Origin of the sequence: Paenibacillus camelliae (assembly GCF_023715345.1) — a bacterium.
Lineage (GTDB): Bacteria > Bacillota > Bacilli > Paenibacillales > Paenibacillaceae > Pristimantibacillus > Pristimantibacillus camelliae.
The window spans coordinates 1-441 of record NZ_JAMBNY010000053.1; the positions used below are offsets into that span (position 1 = coordinate 1).

Consider the following 441-nt stretch of genomic DNA (forward strand, 5'->3'; position numbering starts at 1 on the left):
ATACAGCTTGAACGACTTCGATTCGACGATGTTCGGCGATTCGGCCGGCACGTAGAACGTCGCGATCGCGACCTGCGGCTTGCCGCGCGCGTTGAGCCACGACAGTTCGTACGCGTTCCAGATGTCGGTGCCGAAGAACGGCAGCGCCGACGTGATGCCGAGCTGCTCGCGCGCGCCGGCGCGCGGGATCGGGAACAGCAGCGACGCATCGTACTGCGCCGCGTAGACGGTGGCCGTGCCGAGCGGGGATTGTTCGGGATTCATTGCACGAAGCCTTTACGACAGGAAGAGGCGGTAAGCCGGGTTGGCGCTCTCTTCGACATACGGATAGCCGAGCGCCGCGAGGAAGCGTTCGAATTCGGCGCGGTCGGCCTGCGGCACCTGCAGCCCGACGAGGATCGAGCTGTAGTCCGCGCCCTGGTTACGGTAGTGGAACAGGCT

The 441-nt window shown here is 64.9% G+C and carries 2 protein-coding genes; both read right to left on the reverse strand.

Annotation, left to right across the window (positions count from 1 at the left end):
* Positions 1 to 264: hypothetical protein (locus M3180_RS22350; protein WP_251671637.1), on the reverse strand; the 264-nt coding region annotated here is incomplete at its 3' end.
* 12 nt (positions 265 to 276) lie between these two features.
* Entirely contained in the window at positions 277 to 438 is a 162-nt protein-coding gene (locus M3180_RS23085; RefSeq protein ID WP_432806969.1) for a hypothetical protein, read from the reverse strand.
* Positions 439 to 441: the final 3 nt, after the last annotated feature.